This window comes from Sinanaerobacter chloroacetimidivorans, from assembly GCF_018128545.1.
Lineage (GTDB): Bacteria > Bacillota > Clostridia > Peptostreptococcales > Anaerovoracaceae > Sinanaerobacter > Sinanaerobacter chloroacetimidivorans.
Window position 1 is genome coordinate 1 of sequence record NZ_JAGSND010000030.1, and the last position, 24,068, is coordinate 24,068.

General features: G+C 43.1%; 26 protein-coding genes and 1 pseudogene. 19 read left to right on the forward strand and 8 right to left on the reverse strand.

Annotation, left to right across the window (positions count from 1 at the left end; translation table 11 throughout):
* Positions 1-305: 305 nt before the first annotated feature.
* Positions 306-1,271, forward strand: coding sequence for a M14 family metallopeptidase (locus tag KCX82_RS21860; protein ID WP_465250698.1), 966 nt, complete (start codon positions 306-308; stop codon positions 1,269-1,271).
* Between the two features lie 319 nt (positions 1,272-1,590).
* Here KCX82_RS21860 and KCX82_RS21865 read toward each other — a convergent pair whose 3' ends face one another.
* The 8 genes from KCX82_RS21865 to KCX82_RS21900 form a co-directional block, all read right to left on the reverse strand.
* Positions 1,591-1,764, reverse strand: coding sequence for a DUF6774 domain-containing protein (locus tag KCX82_RS21865; RefSeq protein WP_227020594.1), 174 nt, complete (start codon positions 1,762-1,764; stop codon positions 1,591-1,593).
* A 112-nt stretch (positions 1,765-1,876) separates the two neighbouring features.
* The gene (locus KCX82_RS21870; RefSeq protein ID WP_227020595.1) at positions 1,877-3,241 is read right to left on the reverse strand and encodes an aldehyde dehydrogenase; all 1,365 of its coding nucleotides are present in this window, start codon (positions 3,239-3,241) and stop codon (positions 1,877-1,879) included.
* The gene (locus KCX82_RS21875; RefSeq protein ID WP_227020596.1) at positions 3,238-4,398 is read right to left on the reverse strand and encodes a MerR family transcriptional regulator; all 1,161 of its coding nucleotides are present in this window, start codon (positions 4,396-4,398) and stop codon (positions 3,238-3,240) included. The genes KCX82_RS21870 and KCX82_RS21875 overlap by 4 nt, the downstream gene beginning before the upstream one ends.
* Before the next feature lie 20 nt (positions 4,399-4,418).
* Positions 4,419-5,627, reverse strand: coding sequence for a zinc-dependent alcohol dehydrogenase (locus KCX82_RS21880; RefSeq protein WP_227020597.1), 1,209 nt, complete (start codon positions 5,625-5,627; stop codon positions 4,419-4,421).
* A gap of 17 nt (positions 5,628-5,644) precedes the next feature.
* The gene (locus tag KCX82_RS21885) at positions 5,645-6,436 is read right to left on the reverse strand and encodes a hypothetical protein (protein ID WP_227020598.1); all 792 of its coding nucleotides are present in this window, start codon (positions 6,434-6,436) and stop codon (positions 5,645-5,647) included.
* A gap of 97 nt (positions 6,437-6,533) precedes the next feature.
* A complete protein-coding gene (locus tag KCX82_RS21890; RefSeq protein ID WP_227020599.1) occupies positions 6,534-7,547 on the reverse strand; it encodes a transketolase family protein in 1,014 nt (337 codons plus the stop codon).
* A 1-nt stretch (position 7,548) separates the two neighbouring features.
* A complete protein-coding gene (locus KCX82_RS21895) occupies positions 7,549-8,385 on the reverse strand; it encodes a transketolase (RefSeq protein ID WP_227020600.1) in 837 nt (278 codons plus the stop codon).
* Between the two features lie 168 nt (positions 8,386-8,553).
* Entirely contained in the window at positions 8,554-9,936 is a 1,383-nt protein-coding gene (locus tag KCX82_RS21900; RefSeq protein WP_227020601.1) for an amidohydrolase family protein, read from the reverse strand.
* Positions 9,937-10,183: 247 nt separating this feature from the next.
* Between KCX82_RS21900 and KCX82_RS21905 the strand changes: the two genes are divergently transcribed.
* The 18 genes and pseudogenes from KCX82_RS21905 to KCX82_RS23470 form a co-directional block, all read left to right on the forward strand.
* Complete coding sequence (locus KCX82_RS21905) at positions 10,184-10,483, forward strand: DUF3892 domain-containing protein (protein WP_227020602.1); 300 nt, start codon at positions 10,184-10,186, stop codon at positions 10,481-10,483.
* A gap of 34 nt (positions 10,484-10,517) precedes the next feature.
* Positions 10,518-10,715 carry a hypothetical protein gene (locus KCX82_RS21910; protein ID WP_227020603.1) on the forward strand — a complete coding sequence of 66 codons (198 nt, stop codon included), beginning with the start codon at positions 10,518-10,520 and terminating at the stop codon, positions 10,713-10,715.
* 116 nt (positions 10,716-10,831) lie between these two features.
* Positions 10,832-11,539, forward strand: a complete 708-nt coding sequence (locus tag KCX82_RS21915) for an N-acetylmuramoyl-L-alanine amidase (protein ID WP_227020604.1) — start codon at positions 10,832-10,834, stop codon at positions 11,537-11,539.
* Positions 11,540-11,770: 231 nt separating this feature from the next.
* Positions 11,771-11,875, forward strand: coding sequence for an L-serine ammonia-lyase, iron-sulfur-dependent, subunit alpha (locus KCX82_RS21920; RefSeq protein ID WP_227020605.1), 105 nt, complete (start codon positions 11,771-11,773; stop codon positions 11,873-11,875).
* 94 nt (positions 11,876-11,969) lie between these two features.
* The gene (locus tag KCX82_RS21925; protein ID WP_227020606.1) at positions 11,970-12,107 is read left to right on the forward strand and encodes a hypothetical protein; all 138 of its coding nucleotides are present in this window, start codon (positions 11,970-11,972) and stop codon (positions 12,105-12,107) included.
* 2 nt (positions 12,108-12,109) lie between these two features.
* Positions 12,110-12,430 (forward strand): DUF6951 family protein, encoded by a 321-nt coding sequence (locus KCX82_RS21930; RefSeq protein WP_227020607.1) that lies wholly within the window; start codon positions 12,110-12,112, stop codon positions 12,428-12,430.
* A gap of 138 nt (positions 12,431-12,568) precedes the next feature.
* Positions 12,569-14,314: a sigma 54-interacting transcriptional regulator gene (locus KCX82_RS21935; RefSeq protein WP_227020608.1), complete on the forward strand. Its 1,746-nt coding sequence runs from the start codon at positions 12,569-12,571 to the stop codon at positions 14,312-14,314.
* Positions 14,315-14,612: 298 nt separating this feature from the next.
* On the forward strand, positions 14,613-14,939 hold the full coding sequence (locus KCX82_RS21940) for a (2Fe-2S)-binding protein (RefSeq protein WP_227020609.1): 327 nt from the start codon (positions 14,613-14,615) through the stop codon (positions 14,937-14,939).
* The gene (locus tag KCX82_RS21945) at positions 14,932-16,047 is read left to right on the forward strand and encodes an NAD(P)/FAD-dependent oxidoreductase (protein ID WP_227020610.1); all 1,116 of its coding nucleotides are present in this window, start codon (positions 14,932-14,934) and stop codon (positions 16,045-16,047) included. Before KCX82_RS21940 ends, KCX82_RS21945 begins: the two co-directional genes overlap by 8 nt.
* A gap of 72 nt (positions 16,048-16,119) precedes the next feature.
* Complete coding sequence (locus KCX82_RS21950; protein ID WP_227020611.1) at positions 16,120-16,614, forward strand: 4Fe-4S binding protein; 495 nt, start codon at positions 16,120-16,122, stop codon at positions 16,612-16,614.
* Between the two features lie 160 nt (positions 16,615-16,774).
* Positions 16,775-17,059, forward strand: a complete 285-nt coding sequence (locus tag KCX82_RS21955; RefSeq protein WP_227020612.1) for a (2Fe-2S)-binding protein — start codon at positions 16,775-16,777, stop codon at positions 17,057-17,059.
* Entirely contained in the window at positions 17,056-18,234 is a 1,179-nt protein-coding gene (locus tag KCX82_RS21960) for an NAD(P)/FAD-dependent oxidoreductase (RefSeq protein ID WP_227020613.1), read from the forward strand. The genes KCX82_RS21955 and KCX82_RS21960 overlap by 4 nt, the downstream gene beginning before the upstream one ends.
* Position 18,235: 1 nt before the next feature.
* Positions 18,236-19,180 (forward strand): 4-hydroxy-tetrahydrodipicolinate synthase, encoded by a 945-nt coding sequence (gene dapA / locus KCX82_RS21965; RefSeq protein WP_227020614.1) that lies wholly within the window; start codon positions 18,236-18,238, stop codon positions 19,178-19,180.
* A 425-nt stretch (positions 19,181-19,605) separates the two neighbouring features.
* Positions 19,606-20,928: a sodium-dependent transporter gene (locus tag KCX82_RS21970; protein ID WP_227020615.1), complete on the forward strand. Its 1,323-nt coding sequence runs from the start codon at positions 19,606-19,608 to the stop codon at positions 20,926-20,928.
* 361 nt (positions 20,929-21,289) lie between these two features.
* Positions 21,290-22,081, forward strand: coding sequence for an aspartate/glutamate racemase family protein (locus KCX82_RS21975; RefSeq protein WP_227020616.1), 792 nt, complete (start codon positions 21,290-21,292; stop codon positions 22,079-22,081).
* 17 nt (positions 22,082-22,098) lie between these two features.
* Positions 22,099-22,680: a flavin reductase family protein gene (locus KCX82_RS21980; RefSeq protein ID WP_227020617.1), complete on the forward strand. Its 582-nt coding sequence runs from the start codon at positions 22,099-22,101 to the stop codon at positions 22,678-22,680.
* A gap of 42 nt (positions 22,681-22,722) precedes the next feature.
* The gene (gene eutH / locus KCX82_RS21985) at positions 22,723-23,814 is read left to right on the forward strand and encodes an ethanolamine utilization protein EutH (RefSeq protein ID WP_227020618.1); all 1,092 of its coding nucleotides are present in this window, start codon (positions 22,723-22,725) and stop codon (positions 23,812-23,814) included.
* A 171-nt stretch (positions 23,815-23,985) separates the two neighbouring features.
* Positions 23,986-24,068 (forward strand): annotated as a pseudogene (locus tag KCX82_RS23470) (pyruvate-flavodoxin oxidoreductase); the annotation flags it as partial.

Genomic DNA, 24,068 nt, shown 5'->3' on the forward strand with positions numbered 1-24,068 from the left:
TTCTTTACTGAATTTAGTCATAAAAAAGTACACCTCCAAAAGCTAGATTTTTCATCCAACATTTGGGGTGCACTTCATATCGGTGGTTCTTTTTCTATTGTTTCTTCGATAGGGTGTCAAAGAAGCTGAAAATTACAGGAACGATAAGCGTCATAAACTCATAAAATGTCAGTAAACTGTAAGAGTGAGGAGGCAATGAATGAGATGATAAAAAACGTAGCCGACTGGTTTATTGGAGGGTTGTTTATCGCTTTTCTTTTCGGTGTTATCCTTTTTGCTTATTATGAAATCCGGAGTAAGACGAAATGGTAAAACCTTTCTTGAGAGCAGGGCAGAAGATAGTGGTGCCGTATGGTTATCCGATAGTAGATACCACTATCAAATATACGTATGAGACCATGGAAATGGATATCCGGGACTTGAAAGCCAGATATCCATTTTTGGAGACCGGTGTTGCCGGTAAAAGCGTATTAGGCAGGGATCTTCATTACATCAGACTGGGTTCCGGCCCCAATCAGGTATTTTATAACGGGGCCCATCATGCGCTGGAATGGATCACCACCCCTCTGCTGATGAAATTTGCAGAGGAATTTTTAAAGGCGTATACAGAGGGAAAGAACTTGAGTCACGGTTATGATCCACGGGATATTTGGAGCAAGAGCAGTATTTATTTAATTCCAATGGTAAATCCGGATGGGGTGGACCTGGTATTGAACGGATTGCACCCGGATAATCCCTATTATCAGGATTTGCTGCGATGGAACAAAGGCAGTACTGATTTTTCCAAGACGTGGCAGGCGAATGTCAGGGGCGTGGATTTAAACCATAATTATAATGCTGCCTGGCAGCAGTCAAAAAATGCTGAGGCTGCTTACGGCATTAAGGGACCGGGCCCTACAAGATACGGCGGAACAGCTCCGGAGTCGGAGCCTGAAGCGAAAGCGGCAGCAGACTTTACAAGATCACATGACTTCAGACTTGTCATTGCTTACCACAGCCAAGGACAGGTGATTTTCTATGACTTTATGGGCATGGCTCCGCCGGAAGGAAAAACCATAGCGGAACAATTTGCAAAAGTCAGCGGCTATTCCCTTGGACGGTCAACAGGAATTGCATCCTACGGCGGTTATAAAGACTGGTTTATCCAGGATTACCGCAGACCAGGCTACACGATAGAAGTCGGCCGGGGTAAAAATCCTCTCCCTGTCTCACAGTTTCAGCAGATTTACAATAGCAATCTGGAAATCATGCTGCTTGCCTCAATCATATGAGTAAGGAAGGGAAAAAGATTTGTACCAAGTTTTAGGGAGGTTTCAAGATAAATACGTAAAACTGTGGATAAAAGAATCGGGACTTTTGTAATATTTAATTAAAACGTTGAATTTGCAGCTTTTGATTAATGCTTGGTTATCCACAGTGTTTTGTGAATTAAATTGTATACAATTTAATAATTTGTGTGGAAAAATGACAAGCTCCTTAAAAAATTAGGAGTTAGAGCTGTTGAAAAGTATTCTCAAAAACATAGGCGGCGGTTTACATAATGCTTAGAACTTCATTTATTTAATATGTATGACCGAGTTTCCATTTCTATTATAGATCTTTATGTTTGTTAACCAATATACGCTGAGCGACAATAGATTTTAGGTTATCTCCAAGCTGATTGATTGAAATGGCTAAAATCGCTAAATCGTCTACGTCAGGCACATTTTCTTCGATCACTATAGTAAGCGCAGAAACAATAGCATTCAACTCACTAAGTCTCATAAAAATCACCCCCATTCAATTTATGAGGAGACAGAAGAAAATGTTAAACGAAACAATACACCCCGAAGGATTTCGATAAAATCGTCCAGCCTTCGGGGAGATTCTCTGTTCGTTACTTCATCAACATCCGTATCAGCTTCAAGTTTCTTTCGGAGTAGGGATGATATCGCATCGGCATATCGATCCAGGTATATTTTTTCACCATGCTGCGATAATGGGTGAAGGTATCAAAGCTCAGCTTGCCATGATAGCTTCCCATGCCGGAGTACCCGACACCTCCGAAACCCATATGAGGATTTGCCAGGTGAATGATTGTGTCGTTAATACAGCCGCCTCCGAAGGAACAGTTATCCAATATTTTTCTCTCCGCTTCTTTGATTTGTGTAAAGAGATACAAGGCGAGAGGTCTTGGGCGGTTACGAATGAATTTGATGCATTCATCCAAATTGGTGAAAGTCATTAACGGGAGGATAGGACCGAAGATCTCTTCCTGCATGATGGGAGAATCCGGGGTGATGTCCACCAGAACAGTGGGTTCGATAAATCGCCTGGATTCATCAATGCCTCCGCCGATTACGGCCGTTTCCCCCTGAAGGAGACGCGTAACGCGTTGGAAATGCTTTTCACTGATGATCACGGGCATGTCGGACATATCTCCATCAGGGAAGAATTCTTTAAGGGCCTTTGCGTATTCTTCCAGAAATTTATGCTCGACTGATTTGTGTACAAACAGATAATCTGGCTCTACGCAGGTTTGGCCGGCATTGAGAACTTTTCCGAATGCGATGCGTTTGGCAGCAAGCTTCAAGTTTGCTGTTTCATCCACAATTACGGGACTTTTTCCCCCGAGTTCAAGCGTTACGGGGGTAAGGTTTTTCGATGCCGCGGCCATAACGGATTTCCCTACGTCAACACTTCCGGTGAAGAATATATAGTCAAATACCTCCTCGAGAAGGGCGTTGTTCTGCTCTCTGCCGCCTTCTACCACAGCGATATATTCGGGCATAAAGGTTTCACCCAAGATTTTGGCAATCGCACTGCTGGTTGCCGGAGCATAGGCCGAGGGCTTGACGACAACACAGTTTCCGGCGGAAATGGCGCCCACAAGGGGTTCGAGACAGAGTTGCAGAGGATAGTTCCAGGGAGACATAATGAGGGTTACGCCATAGGGCTCGGGAACAACGAAACTCTTCGCGTGGAACTGGGCCATAGGTGTTTTCACCTTTTTGGTTTTTGACCAGCGCGGAAGATGTTTTAAGTGGAATCGAATTTCATCCAGTACCATGCCGGTTTCCGTCATGTAGGACTCGAAGGGTGTTTTGTTCAGATCGGATTTCATTGCCTGGCTGAGCAGGGATTCGTTGTCCCTCAATACCTTCTGAAGCTTACGGAGGGCTTCCATCCGGAATGACACCGGCCGGGTGGCTCCGCTTTCGAAATATTCACGCTGACGCGCAACTATGGATCCAATACTCATGATATTCCTCCAATACGGGTAATGGCTGATAGGATCTGTTGAGTGTAGGATTCGGATTTGGTTCCGATGCAATCCGATGCATAGGAATTGAAGCTATCTGCAGATTTTTTTGCTTCTTCCGTACAATCCAGCAGGGACGGAGCAAGAAACAGCCAGCCAAGATGAAGGCTGTATAGCAGAAGTGAATCGATACCCTCGGATTTCTCAAAATCAAGAGATGTAAAATAAGTATGAGCCTGCCCGCAGATTGCGATACTTTTCGCAAGGCTGCCTGAAGTGCTGGTAATGACGAGATGGTAATATTTAAGTGCGGCTGCTACCGGACCGGTACCCTCGGGGCAGTAGAGAATCGCATCCCGGCATTGTTTTGCAGGCTCTTTGTATTCCAGCTCCTCAAGAGATTTGCTGATGGATTGCAGCATAGCCGTGAGGTTTGACGAATAGCGGTCGAGGTCTCCGATGCGTTCAGAACCGAACTCCCGGTTCCATTCTTTCCGTTTCAGGCTTACAAACAGGTCCAGTGTTTCATCTGATACACAGATCATACGGACAGCATCCTCCGTAGAAGGGGCAGAGGCCAGAAGTGCCCGGTTAATGAAGAGGTCAACGTCAGCCTTGGCTGCATGCTTCAAAGCCTGTTCGTAGATCTCAAAGGAAGCTACAGACTCGGAAAAGGGGATACTGGCATCCATCCTGCGTCGTATGAGAAGCATGACCTGCAGGTCTGCCTCGGTGTACCGAAGCTTTTTACCGGAAAACTCCGGTTTTAGCAGCTTTTTCTCATCGAGAACAGTGATATGATCCTTCGAAAGTCTGGTCATCTTTATGGCCTCGGAAGGAGAGAACGTCTTGCTGCTGCTTTTGTAATCCACCTTTGAAATGGCATCCAGGAGCTCCAGCTCCATGTGGTTAGGGTTGGAAGTATCAAGCATGTGTTTGATTACGGAAAGAGGGTAATAACGTTCCTTCTGAAGAGACTTGATAAGCTGCACCCTCGCTATGCAATCGGCATGATAGTATGCCATATTGGGGCCTGTTTTGCAGGCGGCCTGTATCAGCCCTTCCTTAACATAGAATTTAATTGTAGAAACATTTGTACCTGTGGCTTTTGCCAGCTCTCCGATTTTCATCAGGCCGGCTGTTGATTCATTTTTCATGTAATTATTTCCTTTAATTGTCAGCAGTTAAGAACTATTTTAATGACATCCGAAGGATTGTCAAGAGCAAGTTTCATTGCTTTCTTATAATCATCCAGCTTGAAATGGTGTGTGACAAAGCCCTCTGTGCTGTAGATACCGTCACGTATCCACTCCTGCACCAGATCAAAGGTGTAAAGCTTCCTGCCCTGCCATTCTTCCATCCCATGGGCATTGATTCCGATGAGCTTTATCTCATGCCACCAGATAGGACTTTCATCAAAGGTTATGGCGTTCATGTGATGGCCTATTTTTACAAAAGTCCCACGTGGACGAAGCAGCCTCAGGGCGGTTGTGTTGGACCAATTGCCGCCGATGCAGTCGTAAATACGGTCAAAACCGCCAAAAAACATTTTGTTTTTATTCATACCGGTAAATACGCTGCTGCCGCCAGTGGCATCTGAGGTGGCCTGATACGGATCCCCGGCCAGAACATGATCGGCTCCCAGATTTATTGCAAATTCCTGCTTGGTTCTGACACGTTCCATAATCCAAACTTCACAGTTCGGTTCAATAATTTTAATTGCCTGGACAATACCGAGGCCGATGGTACCGCAGCCCATGACAAGGATTTTTTCTCCCTCTGAAGGGGGGGCCATAAGCACGGAATGGACAGAAACGCAGGTAGGTTCCACCATAACGGCCTGATCGTCGGTGAGCTCATCATAGATTTTGGAGAGTTGCTGCTCCGGTGCGATAAAGGTATCACTCCATCCTGCGCCCACATCGGGCAGCTTGTGAGGGCTGGGTTCGCCGTAGTTCAGGCAGAGGTTATAGTTTCCCTCTTCGCAATATTTGCATCGGGGCTGGATATCCTTATTGCCGCATCCGGACATGTACTCCCGGATGGTGACACGATCGCCAACCTTGAACATGGTAACGGCAGAGCCTGCTTCTACGACTACGCCTACATTTTCATGGCCCAGAAAGGTACGCTTCGAAGCAGGAATTGGTTCAAATGCAGAATTCGTTCCTGTGGTAGCCTTAAAGAAACTCATATCCGTTCCGCAGAGTCCGCAGGCAATGTTCCTGACGCGGAGCCAGTTGTCTGCCGGAAGGGGTGGATCGGGCAGATCCTTATTGTACTTGACGGCGTTGAGTCCTGTATACAGCAGCGGTTTACAATGCTTTGCGGCAAATTTTGTGATCAGTACACGAGGAATGTCTTTTTCAAAATAGATGGTATTCATACTTTTCTTTCCTCCCGTTAGGTCAGCATTCCCTGAAGTATGGCCATATAGTCATTGAGATAGCAGGCATATTCAGGGCTTCCAACCGTTTCCACATAACCTTTCCCGACTCCCTCGACAAATTCTACATCCTTAAGCAATACTGCCATAGCCCCCTCTACGCTGAGAAATCGAAAATGAACGAAGGGGCTGCGACGGGTATAGACCCCGTGTCCTGACTTGGACTTGCCGGCCTTGATACGGAGGTAACAAGCTATGTAATCTTTGTCATCGCCGTGTTCAACGGTAAACTGATAAATGCGGTCAGGCTGGCGTTGGCAGAACTCCTGCATGCTCGGATCTCCAAGCTTGTTGTATTGGGAAAGCGCCCGGGTAATCATGTAAAGGCTCATTTTTACTTTGAGAGACTGTCCTGCAAAGTCCTTCGGCCGTTTCCCCGGAGACATGATCATCAGGCCCATCAGCAAGGACAGAACCTTGGTGAGAAGGCTAAAGTTTTTCAGCCCCCTGATTGCAGGTATTGCGGTTCCGCCTCGCAGCAGGGCGTTCATTTTTGCAATGGTGGGGAAGGTCATAGTAATATCCGGATTTTCTGCAGGCCCTTGCATCACAGTCACTTTGCCGCAGTTGAAAACGAGGTGGCAGGCAAGAAGCTCACCATCGTTTTTTGCACCAAACTGTACTGTTCCAATAACGTCTTTGAACTTTTCTTTCATTTTGGGATCGTCATCCAGCAGTACCTGCATGACGGGGAAAGCCGCGTTAAAAAACAGTTTTGCAGTCATGATATCCTGAGGTTTTGCAGACATTCAAATAATCCTCCTTTACTAGCTCGCCCAATTTACAAAGCAAATTGTCGGCGAACTTATGCAAGGAAATCACAAATCTATGATTTGTAGATTTCTACTATTCATCATCCCAGTTTTCGTCTTCTTCAAATTCCATACCCATCATACATCGCACCTGGTCAATGATGCCGTTCGCATCAAGGCCGTAATGGGCATATAAGTCCTCTGCGTAGCCGATTGTGGCAAACTCGTCATATATGCCGTGTTTTTTGAAGACACATCCCTTTCCGCTCTCTGCAATGACGGAGGCAACGGCATCCCCAAGTCCGCCGAATACGTTGTGTTCCTCAACGGTGAGAATCCGCCGGGTTTCTGTTACGGCTTTCATAATCGCCTCATGGTCAAGGGGTTTGATGGTATGCATATTTATAACCCGTACAGAAAGGCCATCCTGTTCTGCCAGTGTTTTGGCTGCTTGAATGGACTGAAGCACGGCAATGCCGCAGCAAATAATGGTAAGATCGGTGCCGCCGCACATAGTAATCGCCTTTCCGATTTCATATTCATAATCATCATTTTCATAACAGGGAGGCTCAAAGCCGCGGCCAATCCGGATATAGACCGGGCCCGGCGTTTCAACGCAAGCCTGAACTGCTTTGGAAGTCTCAATGCCGTCTGCGGGGCAGATGACGGTCATATTTGCTACGGAGCGCATTACTGCGAAGTCCTCTGTGCAGTGATGGGTGGTACCTGCGTGACCGAAAGAAATTCCGGCATGAGTAGCGATAATCTTGACAGGTAAATTTTGATAAGCAATGTCCGTACGAACCTGCTCGCCGCCCCTGAGACAGGTGAAAACAGCCATGGTGGATGCAAAGGGGATCAGACCTGCTTTGGCAAGTCCTGCAGCAATTCCGAACATATTTTGCTCGGCAATGCCCACATTAAAAAATCTCTCGGGAAAAGCCTTTTCGAAGTGAACGATAGCGGTAGTCTTTGCCAAGTCTGCCGTGATGCCTACAATTTTATTGTTGGTTTTGCCTAATTCCGCAAGTGTCCTTCCGTAAATTTCACGGGCGGTCATGGTGGCGGCATCATAAGCATTCCAGTTGGTTCCGGTTACAACAGTCATTTCAGATACCTCCTTTCAGGATGGAAGCCTTGGCCTTCTCACACACGGCGGAGTCGCCGGAGGCATAATGATATACCACATTGTTTTCCATAAAATCCACGCCCTTGCCTTTGATGGTATTGGCAAGGATCATTACCGGTTTTTCGATCGCGGCCCAGGCCTTATCCAGAGCGTCGGCAAGCTGATCAAAATTGTGACCGTCTATCTCTATGACCTCAAAGCCGAAAGCACGCCATTTATCGGCAAAGGGTTCGAGAGACATGATCTCCTCGGTGAAGCCGTCGATCATCAGCCTGTTGCGATCAACTATGGTAATAACATTCCCAAGTTTGAAATGGGATATGGACATGGCAGCCTCCCAAACACTGCCCTCACAACACTCTCCGTCTCCCAGAAGGCAGACTGTCTTGTAGTTTTTCTCCAGATAACGGGCACCGAGCCCAAGCCCTGCGGCCATGGACAAGCCATGACCAAGGGAACCTGTGGAAGCATCGCATCCGACCACTTTGTTCGAATCGGGGTGCATGGCAAAGGGGCTGCCGAAGTGGTTGAAGGACTTCAGCTGTTCCTCGGAGAAAAAGCCTCGTTTCGCCAATACAGGGATGTAGCCTGCGGCTGTATGACCTTTGGAGAGAATGAACCGATCCCTATCTTCCCATTTGGGATTTTCGGGATCTACCTTTAGGTACTTGAAATACAGAATCGTGAGGATATCGACGATGCTCAGAGAACCGCCGATATGGGCGCCGCCGGACCATGCCATTACGTCTATGATCATAAGACGCAATTCACGTGCTGTGTCCAGAAGCTTTTGCTTTTCATTCAGGGCGATTGGCATTTTGTTTTCCTCCTGTTACTATGTAATTATATAGAAAGTAGATAGTTCTACTATCTACTTTTAATATAGTAACTATATTATGATTCGTCAAGAAAAAATATGTGAAAAAATCAAAAGCCGGCAGATCTTGATTCTGCCGGCTGCTTAAAAAAGAAACAGAAAGTTCTCTTATTTTTCTTCCCTTGCATCATATACGATACTGCCGTCAAGTACAGTCATAACGGATCGCAATTTCTTGAAATCGGATAAATCCTGTATTTCCAGAGGATTTTTATCAAAGATGACAAAATCTGCATGCTTGCCCTTCTCAATAGAACCAAAACGGCTGCTGATACCCAGTTGTATGGCGGCATCAATGGTCAGCATCTCGATGGCCTCCTCAACACTCTTTGCATTTTCAATGCAAAGCCAATCATTGTCCAACGAATTCAACGTACTGACTGTTTCCTTGATATCCTGGCGGAAGGTGGTGTCTGCTAATTCTTCCGAAGTGAGGTCATGATCATGAGCAATGGTAAAAGAATTCTTTTTATAACCTGCGGCTCTGGTTGCTTCCAGCACTTCAACCGCTTCTATGACGGCATCTTTTCCGATCGCATCAATATGAATGTCAAAGCCTTTGTCTCCGGCTTCCAGACAGAGCCCCTTCAGCACATTGCCGGAAATAGAGACCGCTTCCGCAGTTCTGTCAACAACAAGTTTTAATGTATTAAAATTAATGAATTCATTCAATTCTATGCAATTTGTTTTGTATTGCGCCAGCCTGCGTATCATTGGCGCCGGATTGACGTCACAGGCAAGAAGCAGCGAACCGAAAAATCTTTGTTGGATCCTATTTTCCTGGTAGAGATCCACCATTATATTTTGATAAAGGGTCGCAAAAAATTCGGGAGCACCGCAGTCAAAAACAGAGGTAAAACCTTTCCTGCAGTATTCTTGCATATTGATGGGCAAGGCATCAGGTATCCTGTCAAGATCAATGGGTTCCAGGACATTCAAAAGATAAGAGAGGGAAACGACGCTCACTTCCTCTTCTTCCGCTGCTGCTTTGACTGTTTCCAGGGCAATCGTGTTAATCCAGCAATGAAGCCCGCTTTTCCCAAGTACAACAGCAGGTCTTTCCCCGCAAATCGTATCAAGGGAGGCTCTTATTTGTTCCTGCTCGATATCTTTAAAATAATTTTCATCAAAGCCGTAAGCAAAAATAACTGCAGCGTCCTGGTTCTTTGAGACGTATTCTGAAAGCTGGGTCAGGATATTTTCAAGATCGCCCTTTTTCAAAAACAGGCAGGAATCCTGAAATGCATGAAAAACAGAATGTCCGCAGGTGTCTATATAGCCTGGAAGCATGATGCCTCCTTCCAGATCCACGATTTCGGTATCTTTTCCTTCCAATTCGGACAAGTCTTCATAGTCTCCAACGGCAAGAACGAGACCGTCCTTGCAGGCAACGGCTTCAGCCCATGGCAGATTTGTGTTCTGGGTAAAGATCTTTCCGCCCATAAAGATGGTATCGGCAGCCTCCTTCTTCTTAAAAAAACCAAATGGCATAACATCCCTCCGTACATTCATATTGTTTTCTTTTATTCGGCAATTTTGTATATGATTTATTCTAGCACAGAAATGAACTTGTTGTAAGAACCAACTTGAAGCACTTTAGAATAGCATTTCAAAATAACGGCAAACTATATTTAAAAAGTAATATGCAAGTATGTCCGTGTCAATATCATAGCTATGCCGACCGGAAACAGTCCGGCAAGCTAAGCAGTGAAACGGATGGAATTGGAGGAGATCACAAATGGCAAAAAATGATAATGCGGATTTGTCAAGATTGCCGATGATGGCAATGGAGTACGTTCCGACACCAAAGGCGGATGCAAAGGAGATTGTCGCATTGGTGAAGGAAGAGGGACGTGTCACCGGATATCAACTGGAGGACGGACAGATTCTTGATAAAGACGAAGCTGTTCAGCTGGCCAAGCAGGACGGCATTCGGGGGGTCGGCGTTGCAACGCGAAAAGGAAACGAATATTTGAAATCTCTCCCGGATGAAAATGACGATAACAATCTAGGTAATCTGCCTTCGGTTACACAGTAATCGAAGACCTTAACAGCTTAGGAAGGTGAAAGAAATGAGAGGAGATATTAAGAAATCCGATGTTGTGCCGGATACTTATAAAGCGTACGAAATGGGTCTGGAGGCAGATGAAGAATCCAAAAAGGTAACGCTAAAAAATGATGGTAATGTTACAAGGCAAATATTGGATGCCATCGGCTTTGAGACGCTTCAATCGGATTCGGCTAAAAAGAAAGAGCAGGATCCGGATTAGATCAGGAACCTCTTTTCTTGTTCGAAATAAAATAGTATAAGAATTGTAATGAAGGCGCTTCTAAGGCGCCTTTTCTAAACGTCATTTTAGACGGACAAAGAAATGAGGTAGAATTTATGGCATTGATTTGTATAGATCCCGGCCATGCGGCAAGTACCGTGGGTAAGGCTTCCTTTGACGGCACGCTGAAAGAATACGAATTTAACCGTGCAGTTTCAAAGCGGCTGGCCTATCACTTGCAAAGACATGGTCTTCATACGATGTATAGCTGTAATATTGAGCAGGCAGCAGACACGAGTCTTGCTGACAGATGCGGGGCAGCGAATAATGCGAAGGCAGATCTTTTTCTCAGCATCCATGCCAATGCGTACGGAACGGACTGGAACAGTGCGAACGGCTGGGAGATCTACTACAGCAAGAACAGTACAAATGGAAAAAAGCTGGCGGAAGCCATTCATGCCAGAAGCATTGCATTAGGTCTGACCAACAGAGGTGTTAAGACAGGGGACTGGTATGTGATTCAAAACACCAGTATGCCTGCAGTTCTTATCGAACATGAATTCATGACAAATAAGGAGGCAGTTGAAAGACTCAAATCGGAGGAATGGCGTGAAAAATGGGCAGTGGCCGATGCAAAGGGGACTTTGGATCATCTGGGCATTCAGTGGATTGACGAAAAGGTGCACTGGGCTGAAACCCATTTGAACAATCTTGTTAGGAAAGGATTTATTCTTTCGCCGGAGGTTCACAGGGATTCCTTGGATGAACCGATGACGAAGGGGCAGATATTTGCATTATTGGATAGGATAACGGATCAGCTTTAAAAGGAAAAGTTAGCCCTACGCATTTTGGAATATATTATGTATCAATGCATAAAGTAAAAATTGGTTGAAATTTAAATATCCCTAATAGATGAACCATGATATTATATGCAGTATTGCACAAATGAAAAAATCTTTCGCTTATCATTGATCAGATTCATTGATAGGCGATTTTTTTTGCAATTCTGAATTATCTATTGATTATCTATAGGTTTCTATTCATTAATACAATTAATGGGTGGTACGATTGACCAAAGCAATAATGCTGCTTCAATTGCTTTACAAAACGTTCTTGGCATGATCTGCGATTCTATGGCGAATCTGGTGGAAGTGCCCTGATACCCCCTGAATTATGCTGCACTAACACAGGAGGTTTAGCCATTACAAAAACCAGTATTGAATTAGGCAAGAGCCTAAAAGGGAGTGACAAGAGGTGAACTCCTGGAAATCTTCTTCAAATTCTCTTGTAATCACATTCTTTGGCAGATATATTGTTGTTGTATGCGGCAATACGGCCGGTGCGGGTGTATCAGCTAATAAGCGAAAGACACTGAAAGGAAAGGCGGTCTAATCATGGTAAAAGTTGAGATTAACCCTGGGGCATGCGGATTGAAGACAACATTGAAAATCACACAAGGGGAGAAAAGAAAGCTGAAAGTGGAAATCGAATCCGAATGTCCTCAAGTCAAGGCAATGGAGGAGGAGTTGACGGAGCTGAACAGCATCACGGAATGTTTTGCTAAGTACAGCAAGTCCACGGTATATCAAGTCGCAGAAAAATATATCAAGCACTTAGCTTGTCCAGTACCGACGGCCATTATCAAGGGAATGGAGGTAACAGCCGGCTTTGCTGCAGAGAAGGATGTGAAAATTCATATCGAAAAAGTTTTGTGAAAATGTAGGAGGATTTCTCCGCATTTTTGTTGCAATTCATCTGATACAATCAAAGAATCATTGACGTAATCCCGGGGATGTATTATAAATAAGACAATGGATTTAAGATAATATAGGATGACAAGGAGGTGGCGTCAATTGTTAGAAGCTTTAGAGAAAGAATTATATTTGGATATTCATCAAAAAAGCCGGAGAAAAATTATTGAAATATTTCGATTGGCTAAGGCCATTCAATTGCCTGTGGTTGATGATCACAAGGTTGTCGGCATACTGGATTTGTTCGTATTTTTGGATAATATGAATAAGAATATCAATTTAATAGATTTGATAGAAAAAGATATTATTGTTGCAGGAGAGTATCGCAATGTCTTTACCTTTAAAAATTCAAAACAGCAGATATTGCCTTTTGTCGATGAAGAGGGTAATTTTTCAGGCTTCGTTAACAAGCTCTTTCAAAAATGTTATTTACCAAGTGAAGAGTACATGCAGGTTGTTGAAAAAAATTTGGACGGTATGATAGATAATGATTCGGAAGTGGACTATGATAAACTGAAGAACAGTTTCAGCGCCATATTCGAATCCAATTATGATGGCATTTATATCACTGTTGATAAAGGGACAACCTTAAGCATCAATAAACACTGTAAATATGCGGATGGAATTACTTCTGACGACATTTCCATTGATGAAAGTAAAATCAATGTTTCCTTTGATGAAAATACAGTTAATAATGAAACCGTTAATGTCATCCAAAATATCCAGAAGAGAAAAGAGGTAAGTGTATCTGACGATGTCATCTCGGACGGCGGAATCATCAGAGTCATAAATAATATAAAAGATTTCGATAAAATTAAGAATGAATTAAGAGAGACACAGAAACTCGCTGAAAAGTATCAAAATGAACTGGAATTTTTACGATGGGAACAAACGGAAACGGATGATATTATTGCCAAAAGTCCTGAGATGAAAAAGGTAATTAATCTGGCGGTCAGAATTTCTAAAGTGGATTCGACTGTTCTGATCCAGGGACAATCAGGTGTCGGAAAAGGAGTATTAAGCAAGCTGATTCATAACAGCAGTGATCGAAAGAATGGACCGTTTATTAAGATTGATTGCGGATCTATCCCGGAAAATCTGCTGGAATCTGAACTTTTCGGATATGAGCAGGGTTCTTTCACAGGCGCAGAAAAGGGAGGGAAGATTGGCTTAATCGAATTAGCCAATGGCGGAACCCTCTTCCTGGATGAAATAGGAGAGCTGCCTCTCAATCTGCAAATGAAGCTGCTTCGAGTGCTTCAGGATAAAGAAATCTTCCGAGTGGGCGGAAAGGAACCGATACCGGTAGACTTTAGAACGATAGCGGCTACAAACAGAGATCTGGAAGAAATGGTTGAGCAGAAAAAATTCAGAAAAGATTTGTTTTATCGTTTAAATGTGGTACCGATCAAAATATTGCCGCTTCTGGACAGAAAGGAAGACATCAAACCTCTGATTGAGGATTGTCTGAATCGATTCAACAAGAAATATAACTTGGAGAAATATATTGAACCGGTTGCATTAAGGTTCTTGATCGATTACAACTGGCCGGGAAATGTCAGAGAGCTGGAAAACATTATTGAGTATTTGATCGTTACGACAAATTCAGACAAAATCACAAAAGATGATCTTCCGGAAACGATTCTGGACTATAATCGTAATCTTCCAATGCTGAAAATCGATAGTTTTTCATCTATGAAAGAAGCGATGGATGTAGTGGAAAAAAACTTATTGATAGAATCGATGAAGAATTCAAAAAGTACGGAGGAAATGGCAAAGATATTAAAGCTTGATCGAAGCACAGTGATCAGAAAGTTACAGAAACATAAAATAAAAGCTCATTTCTAGATTTATTCTTCGACCCAACCTTTGTGCAATTTGGAACAAGTTATGCATAGTTGCATAAACCCTTAAAGCATTTAAAATCAGAGAAGTCAATTAAATACGCAATTCTGTTATGCAGAATTGCACAAAAATACGAGTTGGTTATTTTTTACAAAATAAGTAACTCGTATTTTTTATTTGCGTAAAAGTCTGAAAAATCAATCACTTTCAAAAAATTAGCTATGAAAAAAATAAATATTATTCATTGGCATAACATTTGCGATTATATAATGTCGAATAAACCAGAAAGGAGGAAGTCGTAATGTGTTTAAGAGTTGATGATCACGTTATTCTGGGATCTAATGAGCCCGGGAAAACGGTGGAAATTACAGTTGACGGCAAGAAGATTCAAGCAAAAGAGGGTGAAAAAATTCTGGCCGCGCTGCTTGCAAACGGAATCATAGTAAACAGATATACCGTTAAGCGGAAAGAGCCGAGAGGTTTATTCTGCGGGATTGGTCAATGTACCGACTGCGCCATGATCGTGAATGGAAAACCGAATGTTCGAACCTGTATCACTCCTGTAAAGGAAGGAATGGTTATTGAGACTCAGCATGGCTTAGGAAAGAGGGGTGACATCCGTGATTAAGAAGGAAGTCGTTGTGATTGGCGGAGGACCATCCGGAATGGCGGCCGCAATCGAAGCCGCTAAAAGAGGTGCTGAGGTATTGGTCATCGATGCCAATGAAAAAGCAGGCGGTCAATTGTTTAAGCAAATCCACAAATTCTTCGGTTCCAGCACACATGGCGCTGGGATACGAGGAATCGATATCGGGAAAGACCTTCTTAAGGAGGCAGAAGATTTAGGCGTTGAGGTTTGGCTGAATAGTGTAGCAATCGGATTGTTCCGAGAAATGACTGTTGCTGTGGAAATCGGAACGGATGATGTAGAAAAAAAGGTAGAAATGATTGAAGCAGAAAAGCTTGTCATCGCCTGTGGTGCATCCGAGAACGTGGTCAGATTTAAAGGATGGACATTGCCGGGGATAATGGGCGCAGGTGCAGCACAGACCATGATAAACGCCAATCGTGTACTGCCGGGCAAGAAAGTACTGATGATCGGAACCGGAAACGTAGGCTTGATTGTATCCTACCAGCTTATGCAAGCCGGAGCAGATGTGGTTGCCTTGGTAGAGGCAGCACCGAAGATTGGGGGCTATGTGGTTCACGCATCAAAGATCACAAGAGCAGGAGTCCCAATTTACACAAGGCATACGATTCTTGAAGCAAGAGGAGAAGGCCGGGTAAAAGAGGCGGTCATCTGTGAAGTGGATGAGAAATGGCAGCCGGTACCGGGAACGGAAAAAGTCCTTGAAGTAGACACCATTGCAATCGCAGCAGGCCTAAAGCCACTGGCAGAGCTGGCGATCATGCATGGCTGCAAAAGCAAGTTTGATCCAATCTTAGGAGGATGGGCACCGGTGCATGATGAAAATATGGAATCCACATGTCCGGGAATCTATGTAGTCGGTGATGTCACCGGCGTAGAAGAAGCCAACACTGCATTGGAAGAGGGAAGACTGGCAGGAGTAGCAATTGCAGAATCCCTCGGAAAGATTACACCGGAAGATGCGTCTGTTATCAAAGCAGACATCTGGCAAAGACTTGACGGTCTGAGATCCGGTCCTCATGGAGAAGCCAGAATGAAAGCAAAAGCAAGACAATTGGAAAGCTTCAAGGAGGTTACAAATGCATGATCAAATACGGCAAGAATCCTGCCGAGCGGTGCCTGAAGCACCGGGCAGAATGTTAAAAAGGAGGTGAAAAAGATGGCATTGGAAAATATGGGCTTTTTAACATTAGAAGAGTTGAAGGCACAGACAAAATATCCTTCAGAGGAACGATTTCAGAAGGGACCTGTTGCAGTGATCGAATGCACGCATGAAATTCCGTGCAACCCTTGCGAGAGTTCGTGTAAGCTCGGCGCAATCAGTATCGGTGAGCCTATTACAAACCTTCCATGTCTTGATGAGGATAAATGCATAGGTTGCGGCATATGTGTAGCGCAATGTCCGGGACTTGCCATTGTTATCGTAGACAAAACATATTCCGACACACAGGGCACCGTAGCTTTCCCCTACGAATATTATCCTACTCCTGAAAAAGGGCAGGAAATCGAAGCTGTGGACAGAAGCGGCAAGGTAGTATGCAAAGGAACGGTCATAAAGGTGCAGAACCCGAAAAGCTTTGATAGAACTCCTGTTGTAACCATTGCGGTGGATAAGGATAAGGTTGAGGAAGTAAGAAGTATCAAAAGATCTTAAGTCGATATAAGAAAAGAAAATGTCAAAGAGAAGGCAGCAAACATTCGAAAAGAAAATGTTAAAGAGAAGGCAGCAAACATTCGAAAAGAAAATGTCAAAGAGAAGGCAGCAAACATTTAAAAAGAAAATGCAAGACGAAAATGAGAAAGGAGGAACAGATATGGATCAGTTTTATGATGACGATATGCTTGTTTGCAGATGCGAAGAAGTTACTGTCGGTGAAATAAAAGAGGCAATCCGGCAAGGTGCACGTGATGTTACCGGGGTAAAGAGAAGAACGAGAGCCGGAATGGGATTATGTCAGGGACGGACTTGTGAGAAGTTAGTTCAGGCAATTTTGAGACAGGAATTAGGGAATTCACCTGAGGAAATAAGCGCAGGAACACCGCGACCACCTGTAAGACCTGTTACTTTCGGTGCACTTGGAGGGGGTGGCGGCAAATGAGCAGCTTTGATGTCGTAGTAATTGGAGCAGGAGCTATTGGATCCAGTGTTGCTTACCACTTAACAAAAAAGGGATATGAGGTTGCCTTAGTAGAAAGAGGCGATATTGCAAACGGTACCTCGAGCCATTGTGATGCAGTTGCGCTGATATGTGATAAAAAACCTGGCATTGACACTGAAATGGGTTATGCGAGCATTCAGGTATTCAAGGAATTAGCCAAAGAGTTTTCTTATGACTTTGAATTCCATCAACGCGGCAGTTTATACGTTTGTGAAACAGACCAGGAATTAGAGATCGCAAATGATTATGTAAAACAACAGCAAGCGGACGGATATGACATGAGAATGGTGGATCCTAAGGAAATGCAAGAAATGGAGCCATATTTAGCAAAAGATTTAGTTGGCGGCATATGGACTGAACCTGATTCATCCATGAGCCCGTATAAGTTATGTTTTGCTTTCGTTGAAGAGGCAAAAAAACTTGGACTAAAAGTGTTTACTCATCATAATGTTCTAGACATTAAGCTGGATGAAAAAGGAGCCATTGAAAGCGTCGTTACAGACAAATGTACGATTAAAACAAAAAGAGTTGTGAACTGCGGCGGAGCATGGTCTCCGGCACTAGGGCAAATGGTTGGGATAGACATTCCGATTAAACCAAGAAAAGGTGTCATTTTAATTTCCGAAAAATCCTTTAAGATTGTAAACCAAAAAGTGCATGAGTTTGGCTATATGCTTTCTAAATTTGAAGATATTAACTTCAAAAGAAATGTAAGTGAATTGGTTGAAAAACACAATGTTGCTTTTAATATTGAACCAACTGAAGCAGACAATTTCTTATTAGGAGGACATCGTGAATTTAAAGGCTTTGATATCAGTACAGAGCTTGAAGTGATGCAGGCAATTGCGGAAAGAGGGATACGTTTCTTTCCAATTATTAAAGAAATCAACTGTATCAGAGCCTATGCAGGTGTTAGACCGTACTGTGAAGATCATTTGCCGATTGTCTCTGAGGTGGAAGAAGTTCCTGGTTACTACATAGCAGCAGGACACGAGGGGGATGGAATCAGCTTATCCGGAATAACCGGAAGAATGATGACCCAAATCATTGCTGGAGAAGAGACAGATTTTAATATCGACAAATTGAACTTCTCAAGGTATAAGAAGAAGGCCTGAATTGAAAATTCTTAAAAATAGAACAATTGAAAGTGAGGAATTGAAAATGATAAAAGCTCCAAAAGGAATTTACGTACCCGTTATCACGACATTCAACGATGATGAGAGTATTGATTTTGCATCCTATAAGAAAGTAATCGATTTTGTTATCGAAAACGGAGTACATGGACTTTTGATCGGAGGCACCACAGGGGAATACCATGTGATGTCAGCGGAGGAACGCAAGAGCCTGATCAAGGCAGCCTGCGAATATGCTGCAGGCAGAGTACCTGTCATGGCTGGTGTTGGATGCTTCACAGCGAAAGACACCATTGAACTGGCTAATTTTGCTGCAGAATGCGGTGCTGAATATGGGCTGGTTCTGCCTCCTTATTACCATCACACAACGGATGCCGGAATCGTAGATTTTTACAAAGAGATTGCTGCCAATTCAAAAGTAGGTATTGTCATCTACAATTATCCGGGAGCAACCAATGTAGAAATGCCGCCTGAAATGATTTATGAATTGAGCCAGGAGGAAAACATTGTAAGTGTTAAGGAATCTGCTGATTTCGGACATCTTTGCCAGGTATTGACATTAACCAGTGACGTGGATAACTTTACGGTATTTACCGGTGAAGAACACTTTATCCTCCCTACTTTCTCTGTTGGAGGACAGGGAGCATTCGGAATCCTGATCAATCTGCTTCCTAAGGAAATTGTCAAAATCTATGAATTGGCAATGGCAGGTGATTTAAAGGCTGCCACCGAATTGAACAGCAAGATCAGAGGGATCTACGGCTTGATGGAAGTGGAAGGCAATCCATATCCAGGTCCTGTAAAAGCAGGAATGGATATGATCGGAATGAAGGGCGGAAAAGTCAGAAAGCCTTTAACACAGCCGACTGATGATCTGAAAGCAAAGATGAAAGAGCAGCTGATCAAGCTGGGATACTCTGTAAAATAACCACACCTTCCATAAGTTTGGGTGCAGAACAAAGACAACCAAGTAAAGAATAACGAACATAACCTCAGGGCTTCTGCACCCAGATATTTTAAATAGAGGGATCATTGCTAGTTTCAATACGAAAAAATGATAAGGAGGGATAAAACAGCGTGAAATATACATAATCACCATTCATGATCAAAACCATTCATCTTATTCTACAATTACTTAAGCCATGGCATGGAATCAGGAAGAAGGACCATGTTCTATGGTAAGCAAAACCTCGCTAAAAATAATGTTTACAACAGCAGTGGCCCTTCTTACAGTAATATTTTAATAGAAATAGCGCAATAATGATATATACAATTTTAAAATTAGAGAAGGTAAGGGCTATGCAAAAACCGAAAATCATGAAAATATACCTATAATTAATGGAGGTAAAACCAATGGAAGATCTTAATGGAAAAAGAGAAAGTTGGGGCAGTAGATTTGGGGCATTAATGGCCATGGCAGGCATGGCAATCGGTTTAGGAAATGTATGGAGATTTCCCTATATGGTAGGGCAAAATGGAGGAGGAGCTTTTGTATTTGCATATTTGATCGTACTGGCATTGATTGTCATTCCTCTTGCCATTGTAGAAGCCGGAATGGGCAAGGGCGTAGGAAAAGGCGTTATCGATACATATGCTCATATCTTCAAAAATAAGAATGCGGGAATTGTTCTGGGCGGTATCAGCGCTCTTTTATACTTCGCCATGAACTTCTTTTTCTTAGCAGTCATAGGTGTGAGCCTTTACTTCATCTATGCCTGTGCTGTAGGCCTGTGGACAACGGTACCGCCTGACCAAATCTATGATCAGGTTATGGCAAATAAAACAATACTTGTTGTTCTATTCATGATCGTTTGCCTGTATGTCTCGTATGTAGTCTACAGAGGAGTCAGCAAGGGCATCGAAAAAGCCAGCAAAATAATGATTCCGGGAATCTTTGTATGCTTTGGAATTGCCATAGTCTATAGCATCGTTGCCTTACCGGGGATCGCCGAAGGCTATAATTACTATTTACATCCGGATTTTACAAAATTGGCATCATTTAAATTATGGCTTGCAGCCGTAGGCCAGGCGCTGTTCTCAATCGGAGTAGGCCCCGGATGCATTCTGGTTTATGGAAGTCATCTTAAGAAAAAGGATGATGTTACGCAAAATATCGCCACAGTATGTTTACTTGACACATCCGCTGCACTTTTTGCAGGTTTTGCGATGATTCCGGCTTGTATTGCACTTGGATTAAACCCTGAGGCTGGTTCAAAGCTGATCTTTGTGGTATTGCCGACGCTTCTCGCTGAAATTCCGTTTGGAAATGTTTTAGGCATCCTCATATTCCTTGCAATCTTCTTTGCTGCGATCACCTCGGCGATAGCACAGCTGGAAGTGCCTGTTACAACTTTCTCGGATGCTTTCCACTGGAACAGAGGAAAAACAGTAATCGGATTTACCATCATTACAATTGTATGCTCGATTCCTGCAGTCTACAGTCAGTCAATTCTTGACTTCTGGAGCAATCTTGCAGGTAACTACGGATTCATTGTTACTGCGGGCATCGGTGCAATTGCCTGGATCTACGTTTACGGTGTTAAGAAAATCAGAGAAGAATATATTAACCCAACCAGCGATATTGTGCTTCCGAAAGCATTTGACTTTTTGATTAAATATATTGCAGGTCCGATCATGATCATCATTATGATCAATTCATTATTCCCATTCTTATAGTTCTAAGTGAGATTGATAAAAAAAGAAAGACGATGGACTTAAGTTATTTCTTTAATTTTGTAAAAAAGTAAGGAGGTTCCGTTATGACTGGTGGAACAATAGCAATGCTGCTGTGTATTATTGTAGTCTTTATCGGAGGAACGGGTACTCTTTTAGCCCGATCTTTGAAAAAACCCAGTGAGCCGGACGAAGAAGAGTAAAGACAACCGAGAAAGAATAAAAATATTGAAAAGGGTGCGGCTATTGCAACCGCACCCCTTTTTAAGAAAGAATTGAGATCAAGCTTATAACCGATTCGTGTATCTTTAAGACTGGTAGAAGAAAATATTAGTAAGAATAGATGAAGAAGAGAGGAAAAGAAATGGATAAAAGAATTGTTGGCAGACAGTATGGCTACTTAACTTCTAATAATGACAGCCGATTTGTACAGGCTATTGATCACCAGCAGATTGCCGGATATTCAGTTGGGATAGTATATATCGAAAATGTTTTTTATCCGATGATGCCGGGGAATGTAGTAAATGCCTACACCTATGATTTCCCTGTGCGAATGATGGCTGTACCGAACCTAACAAACGACAGATTGTTTAACGCCGACCCTACAATTGCCGATGATATCATCGCTACTGCGAAGCATATGGTTGAAAAGGAAGGCGTAAGAGCAATCTGTTCTGCTTGTGGTTTCTTCGGGAATTTCCATAAACAAGTGGCCGCAGCAGTTGATGTACCCGTAGCGATGTCAAGCCTTGTTCAATTGCCATGGATTAAAAACTTAATGAAACCAGGGCAGAAAGTTGGCATCCTGACAGCGAACGGTGCAGCACTGACTCCTCAGTTGTTTCAGAACTGCGGCGTAGAGGATTTTAGCAATATTGTTGTAAAGGGAATGGAAAACTCAGAGAATTTTGCCGCAGTGGTCGATATGAGAGGCCACTTCGATAATGGAAAGGCGAGAGACGAAGTTGTAAAGGCCGCATTGGAGCTTTTTGAAGACGGAGATGATATCGGCGCAATCTTACTCGAATGCAGCGATATGCCGCCTTATGCCGCCGCTGTCCAGGAAGCGACACAGTTACCGGTATTTGATTTTATTACACTGATTAAATGGCTGCATAACGGTACAACCCAAAGACCTTATGCAGGATGGATTTAAGAACTTGGAGGACAGAAATGAAAACCAGTATAGGAGCGAAGGATATTGTATTTCCAACCCCGGTATTTATCGTGGGTACTTATGGTGAAGATAGAAAACCAAATGCAATGAACGTTGCATGGGGCGGGATCTGCAGTTCAAATCCGCCCTGTATCGCTATCTCAATAAGGAGACAGCGGTGCACCTATGAGAATATTTTAAAAAGAAGAGCTTTTACCGTGAATATTCCATCTGCAAAATATGTAACAGAAGCCGATTACTTCGGAATGGTATCCGGTAAAATAGCTGACAAATTCAAGACAACAGGGCTAACTCCGGTAAAAGGGGATAAGGTTGACGCACCCTACATTCAAGAGTTTCCTTTCAATATAGAATGCAAAGTCATTGATATTTTTCAAATCAGCGAGCATACGCAAATCATAGGAGAAATTCTGGACATCAAAGTGAATGATGAATTTATTAATAAACATGGTTTGCCGGATATTGATGAATTGAAACCCTTGTTATTTGATCCCGCCGGTTCAAGGTATCACGTCACGGGGAATGCGGTAGAGCATGCTTTTTCGGCAGGTAAAGCTTTTATGGCCAGTGAGAAATAAGAGCATCATAAATATGTTGCAGATGATGGGGGTCAAGGTAAAATGAATATCTTTATCATGATACTGCTATCTTTTTCAATGGTGGGGCTAATTGATAAAATTCAAGGGAATAGATGGAAATTGGCGCAGGAGTTTGACAAAGGCCTTTCTGCAATGGGTTCGCTTGCAATTTCTATATCCGGTATATACTGTGTCGGCATAACCTTGGTAAGGACCTATGCTGGAACCATTTCCGGATGGACAGAAGGAATGCTTGTTGACCCCTCCATTGTAATCGGATGCCTGCTGGCTCCCGATCTGGGAGCCCCGTTTCTCACTGCAGAACTCAGCTCAAATCCCAATTTAGGCTATTTCTCCGGTGTCGTGGTTGCAGGCTGCTTAGGCCAGTTCACCAGCTTTCAGCTTCCAGTCTTATTTTCAGCATTGGAAGAAAAAGAAAAAGGCCCTATGATGAAGGGCTTTCTTCATGGCATTTTTGCAATCCCCATCGGACTGCTTGCGGGAGGAGTCCTATTGGGACTTCCTGTAAAGGAAATTTTAATCAACATAAGTTTGATTTCGGTAGTCTGTTTCGTACTTGCTATGGCGTTTATGAAGTTTTCTTCTATAGTAGAGAAAACAATGATTACATTTGGGAAATTCATTGGGTACGGCAGCCAGTTGATGTTTGCCATAGTAGTGGTTGGACTTTTTATCCCGGGTTGGAAAGTTGTCGATGATGTGCTTGTACATGAGATCCTGACGATTTTAATAAAGATGGTCGTTATTATATGCGGCGGATTGGTTCTTGCGAATTTGTGTTTACGTTATCTGAAACGTCAGCTGAGTTGGGTCGCTGAAAAAATGAATACAAATGATTTTGCGATTATGGGTCTCCTGTTAAATAGTATCAATAGCCTGGTAATCGTTGCTTTAATCCCTAAAATGGATAAGCGGGGAAAAAGAATGAATGCAGCTTTTGCTGTAAGCGGAGCGTATCTTCTCGGAGGGCAGATGGTATTCGTGTTGAGTATTGGAAATAGCAGAGTATTCTATGCATATTTTTTTTCAAAACTGATTGCAGGAATTGCTTCTATCATAATTTCTATGGGTGTAAACCGGAGAAATCGATCCTTGCCGAAGAAAAGTGCGTAAAGTTGAAGCGGAAATTTATATAGATCCTTGAAACATACAAAAAGATAAGAAAAAAATAGCTTATAAACAGTTTCTTAATCGTATAAAAAGATAAAAGATTCGGTTTGCCGATTTGATAATACGGTAAACCACATGTAATTTTATTAGAACTTACAAGGAGATTTGATGATAATGAAGAGAAAAATGAAAACAATGGATGGAAACACCGCTGCGGCACATGTATCCTATGCATTTACAGATGTAGCAGCAATTTA